This is a genomic window from Brenneria sp. L3-3C-1 (genome assembly GCF_016456245.1).
Lineage (GTDB): Bacteria > Pseudomonadota > Gammaproteobacteria > Enterobacterales > Enterobacteriaceae > Brenneria.
In genome coordinates this window covers 1-5307 of record NZ_JAEMHF010000024.1, presented here as the reverse complement: position 1 = coordinate 5307, position 5307 = coordinate 1, and the positions used below count along the sequence as shown (strand labels likewise).

Annotated in this window: 5 protein-coding genes, 4 tRNA genes and 1 rRNA gene; 2 read left to right on the top strand and 8 right to left on the bottom strand. The window is 46.4% G+C overall.

The genetic code is table 11. The annotated features are described in order from the left end of the window. The 5 genes from JG725_RS20510 to JG725_RS20490 all read right to left on the bottom strand — a co-directional run. Positions 1–220, bottom strand: a 220-nt coding sequence (locus JG725_RS20510; RefSeq protein WP_000031664.1) for a GTP-binding protein, incomplete at its 3' end; no start/stop codon positions are given. 108 nt (positions 221–328) lie between these two features. Next, a tRNA-Thr gene (locus tag JG725_RS20505) sits at positions 329–404 on the bottom strand. Between the two features lie 7 nt (positions 405–411). After that, positions 412–486: transfer RNA gene (locus JG725_RS20500), tRNA-Gly, on the bottom strand. A 129-nt stretch (positions 487–615) separates the two neighbouring features. Further along, positions 616–700: transfer RNA gene (locus JG725_RS20495), tRNA-Tyr, on the bottom strand. A gap of 15 nt (positions 701–715) precedes the next feature. After that, positions 716–791: transfer RNA gene (locus JG725_RS20490), tRNA-Thr, on the bottom strand. Between the two features lie 332 nt (positions 792–1123). Here JG725_RS20490 and JG725_RS20485 point away from each other — a divergent pair. Both JG725_RS20485 and coaA read left to right on the top strand, forming a co-directional pair. Continuing rightward, positions 1124–1672 carry a GNAT family N-acetyltransferase gene (locus JG725_RS20485; RefSeq protein WP_172291846.1) on the top strand — a complete coding sequence of 183 codons (549 nt, stop codon included), beginning with the start codon at positions 1124–1126 and terminating at the stop codon, positions 1670–1672. 217 nt (positions 1673–1889) lie between these two features. After that, entirely contained in the window at positions 1890–2840 is a 951-nt protein-coding gene (gene coaA, locus JG725_RS20480; protein WP_172291845.1) for a type I pantothenate kinase, read from the top strand. A 42-nt stretch (positions 2841–2882) separates the two neighbouring features. Here coaA and birA read toward each other — a convergent pair whose 3' ends face one another. The 3 genes from birA to rrf form a co-directional block, all read right to left on the bottom strand. Further along, positions 2883–3842, bottom strand: coding sequence for a bifunctional biotin--[acetyl-CoA-carboxylase] ligase/biotin operon repressor BirA (gene birA / locus JG725_RS20475; RefSeq protein ID WP_199379686.1), 960 nt, complete (start codon positions 3840–3842; stop codon positions 2883–2885). Further along, complete coding sequence (gene murB / locus JG725_RS20470; protein ID WP_172291843.1) at positions 3839–4876, bottom strand: UDP-N-acetylmuramate dehydrogenase; 1038 nt, start codon at positions 4874–4876, stop codon at positions 3839–3841. The genes birA and murB overlap by 4 nt, the downstream gene beginning before the upstream one ends. Positions 4877–5050: 174 nt before the next feature. Next, positions 5051–5166, bottom strand: a 5S ribosomal RNA gene (gene rrf, locus JG725_RS20465). Positions 5167–5307 lie beyond the last annotated feature (141 nt).

Sequence of the window (5307 nt, the reverse complement as noted above, 5' to 3'; positions counted from 1 at the left end):
TCGGGGTATCGTATTCAACGTGAGAGGTGTTGATGGTGATACCACGGGCTTTTTCTTCCGGCGCGTTATCGATCTGATCAAATGCGCGCGCAGCGCCACCGTAGGTTTTAGCCAGAACGGTAGTAATCGCTGCGGTCAGCGTTGTTTTACCATGGTCAACGTGGCCGATAGTACCGACGTTAACGTGCGGTTTTGTACGTTCAAATTTTTCTTTAGACATCGATTGTCCCTCTAAGACACGGATAAATCGGTGGTATCACCACATCAACCAAGCATTTGCTTGCTGAATTTTTTAACAGAAAGAAAATCAGGAGGAAGAATAAAGAAGTGGTGCTGATAGGCAGATTCGAACTGCCGACCTCACCCTTACCAAGGGTGCGCTCTACCAACTGAGCTATATCAGCACATCTTTGGAGCGGGCAGTGGGAATCGAACCCACATCATCAGCTTGGAAGGCTGAGGTAATAGCCATTATACGATGCCCGCATCCTGGAACTCGGCTACCTGATTTTTCTGTAGATTTTGAAATTGGAGAATAAAATCACCCTCCGCATTCTTCGATCCGGTCTAGTGTTACATACCGTATCGAGTTTATCCTGTCACCAGGATTGAATTTGGTGGTGGGGGAAGGATTCGAACCTTCGAAGTCTGTGACGGCAGATTTACAGTCTGCTCCCTTTGGCCGCTCGGGAACCCCACCTGATTGTCTACTTGATGGTGCCGGCTGCCGGAATCGAACTGGCGACCTACTGATTACAAGTCAGTTGCTCTACCTACTGAGCTAAGCCGGCATCAAGTGCTGCGCATTCTAGGTAGACCGAACGGCCTATGCAACAAAAAAATTGCGTAAAATGCGCTATCGCTTAGATTTTATCCAAATTTGAACACGAATCCACGCTAGCGGCAATAATTCGCCCAAAGAAACATCAAACCTGACCGGCGCCAGATAGCTGATGGGTGAAATATTCAGCCACTCCGTTGCACCAAAACTGTGACGATTGCCCTGCCAGAACGCATGTCTTGATCGCTATTCTCATCTTTTTTACGCGTCCAGCCCCTTATCGTGGGTTGGAACGAATTTTGCTTTATTTAAAGTACGTTCCCATCTATCAGGAGGCTCATCATGAAAATTGTATCCCTCAACGGCGCCACCCTGCCGGTCTATCGTTATGAACTCGCCAATCTACTGATAGATGCGGTAGCAAAGGGAGCCTCCGTTGGATATCAGGCCCCTTTGTCGCATGAAGAAGCGGAAAGTTATTTCCACGGCTTACGTCCGTCGATCACCAAAGGTGAGCGCATGCTGTGGATTGCCCGCGATACGGAAGGTGTCATCGGTAGCGTGCAATTAGAACTCTGCCAGAAACCAAATGGGCAGAACCGGGCAGAAATTCAAAAATTATTAGTGCATAGCCGGGCAAGAAGGATGGGGATCGGCAGACAATTAATGCAAACGTTGGAAAAAGCCGCGCTCGTGCAACAGCGTGGATTACTTTATTTAGATACGCAGGCTGGTTCCCCTGCGGAGATGTTTTATCGCTCGCTGGGATACCGGTATTTAGGCGAACTTCCCGACTATGCCAGCACCCCCGATGGCTATTATCATCCAACCGCGATCTATTATAAGCGCCTCTTCGCGGTGAATCATGTAGAGCGGGCGATTGCCAGCTAACGCCAATGTCCGGTGCCCCTTGAATACGGGCATCGGATATCAAGCTGATTTTCTCTTCTTTTTTTCACTAGCAAAGTGTTAACCTGCCCATAATCCAAATTACCACACCAAGAAAAGGTTCTACGGCCTGTGACGAGCTGATTATACTAGGTAGCTCGTTTAGCTTAGTGGGCTGAAGTCCCCTTTCTTACCTGTATAAGCAGGCAGAATCAGACTTATGAGACATAGAGAGCAATCTTTGGCTACGCCATATCTGCAATTTGATCGCCGCCAATGGGCCGCCTTGCGCGATTCCGTCCCATTAACGCTGACAGAAGAAGAGATAGTTAAACTCAAAGGGATTAACGAAGATCTGTCATTAGATGAAGTCGCTGAAATTTATCTGCCGCTGTCGCGCCTGCTTAACTTCTACATCAGCTCAAACTTGCGTCGCCAGGCAGTTCTGGAACAGTTTCTGGGAACTGATGGACAGAAAATTCCTTATATCATTGGCATTGCCGGTAGCGTCGCAGTAGGAAAAAGCACGACAGCACGTGTACTTCAGGCGCTACTCAGCCGCTGGCCTGAGCACCGTAGCGTAGAACTCATTACAACTGACGGCTTTCTTCATCCCAATAAAGTTTTAAAAGATCGCAATTTGATGAAGAAAAAAGGCTTTCCTCAGTCTTATGATATGCACAGTTTAGTAAAATTTGTTTCTGATATGAAGTCAGGCGCGGCCAAAGTCATGGCGCCAACTTATTCACATCTTATCTATGATATTGTCCCTGATAATCATAAAATATTGGAGCAACCTGATATTTTAATATTGGAAGGTTTAAATGTATTGCAAAGCGGCATGGATTACCCTCATGACCCGCATCGAGTGTTTGTCTCCGACTTTGTCGATTTTTCAATTTATGTTGATGCGCCGGAAGACTTATTAAAAAGCTGGTATATCAACCGTTTCCTTAAATTCAGGCAGGGAGCGTTTTCGAATCCGAGCTCGTATTTTCATAATTATGCCAAGCTGCCGGAAAAAGAAGCAATTGGCATCGCCTCACAACTGTGGCAAGAGATAAATGGACTCAATCTAAGGGAAAATATTCTTCCAACGCGCGAACGAGCCAGTCTTATTATGACAAAAAGCGCTAATCATGCCGTGGAATATGTTCGTTTGAGAAAATAAACCATCATTTAAAATAAGGGGATGTCATATCATCCCCTTATTTCACAATCCTCTTAAGGAGATTTCCCCACCGATATACGACATTAATTCACCACCACTCTCCAGCAACAATGCTCCTTGTGGATCAATGCCGCGATCAATACCATGTATTTCCCTATTACCGATGATCAATTTAACCGGGCGATTGAAATAATTGTCTAATTGCTCCCATCGGGAAATGAATGGTGACAATCCTTGCTGTTCAAATGTAGCCAGTGAGTGTCTGATCTCTGAGATAAGCGTAGCGGCAAGCGTATTACGATCGATTGAGATCCCTGCCTCCTGAAGATTTATCCATCCCTGATTAATCGTACTATCCGTCGACTCACGCATCCGTAAATTAATACCGACGCCAATCACCAGATGAGCCGCATCACCTGTTTTTCCTGTCAGCTCAACCAGAATTCCCGCCAGTTTGCGGTCATTCAGATACAGATCATTCGGCCATTTAACACGAACTCCGTCCGCACCAAGATTATGCAATACCTCAGCCATAACCATTCCAATGACCAGACTGACCCCAACGGCCGCCGCAGGACCTTGTTCCAGGCGCCAATACAATGATAAATAAAGATTGGCCCCAAAGGGAGAAACCCACTGACGTCCCCGACGCCCACGCCCCGATTGTTGGTATTCAGCAATACAGGCATCCCCAGGGGATAACACATCCAGCCGGTCTAAAATATACTGATTGGTTGAATCGACTACCGGCAGAACCGTGACTCCACCTTCAGGCAGAGCGCTGAGGATTTTTTTCTCATCCAGCAATTGCATCGGCGTAGGTAAACAATATCCTTTGCCGGTAACGGTAAAAACATCTATTCCCCATTCCCGAATAGTCTGGATATGTTTATTAATGGCTGCCCGACTCATTCCCATCATTTCCCCCAGAACTTCTCCGGAGTAAAACTCACCATCAGACAGAACATTAATTAATCTGAGAGGAACTTTAATATCCTTCATGATAATACCTCGACAGCATCCACCTCACCCCTTGCCGCAATAAAACGGACTTCTGGTTCCAGCCAGATATTAAATCGCTCGGCGACCTGGCTGCGGACATGACGCGCCAAATTAACGATATCAAGGCTCGTTGCATTATTTTGATTAATCAGCACTAACGCCTGTTGGCTATGCACTGCTGCCCCTCCGACCTGAAAACCTTTTAAATGACACTGATCTATCAGCCACCCGGCTGCCAGCTTAACCTGACCATCAGGGTGTAAATAATGCGGAGCATTTGGATATGCCTTTAGGATGTTGTCGGCATGCTGGGCGGCAATAACAGGGTTTTTGAAAAAACTCCCCGCATTCCCTGTAATCGCAGGGTCGGGTAATTTACCGCGCCGCATATGACAGACCGAATCAAATATTTGCTGGGGTGTAACCGTAGTCGGATCCAGTTTGGTCAGTTCTCCATAACCTAACACCGGAGACCAGTTTTTGCTTAGAGATAAACCGACGGCAATAATGACAAAGCCATGTCGATATTGATGCTTAAATATACTTTCCCGATACCCGAATTGGCATTCGGAAGCGGCGAGACGTTTTATTGTACCTTGGGTCAAATCCAATAGATCGACATATTCGCATACCTGCTTCAATTCCACACCATAAGCACCAATGTTCTGTATAGGCGCTGATCCGACACAACCGGGGATCAAAGCAAGATTCTCTAAACCGGCAATTCCCTGTCTGAGCGTGTATTCAACTAAATGATGCCAGTTTTCTCCAGCACCGACATGAAGGTGCCAACCGTCAGCATCTTCCTTAACATCGATACCTTTAAGACGGTTAAGCAGAATTACGCCTGCAAAATCCTCCAGAAAAAGAACATTGCTACCTTCCCCCAATAGTAAAACAGGGCGTTGCAATAAACCGGCATCACGCCATATATTGATTAACTGTTGTTGTGTATCAGCTACGGTGATTTGTGATGCAGAAACAGGCAATGCAAAAGTGTGATATGGTTTTAATGATATGACACTGTTCGTCATAATATGAGTACTCTTTAGATCAGATATCCCCTAGTCTACCTGATTCAGGTCGGATAGCAGCGTGGTTTTATCTTATATAACGAACGGTAGCTCTCGCTATCGCCAATACCAAATAAACAGCGCATAAAACAAAAAGCCCCATGCTTTCGCATGAGGCTTTCCGCTTTATTTGATGCCTGGCAGTTCCCTACTCTCACATGGGGAGACCCCACACTACCATCGGCGCTACGGCGTTTCACTGCTGAGTTCGGCATGGGGTCAGGTGGGACCACCGCGCTATCGCCGCCAGGCAAATTCCTTTCATTCCAACCGTTACAGCTTTCTCTGTAACCATCAGAACCAATCTCAAAACAAGCTGAATATCATTTATCTTTTGCGTCTCTCACCAAAACACCTTCGGTGTTGTAAGGTTAAGCCTCTCGGGTCATTAG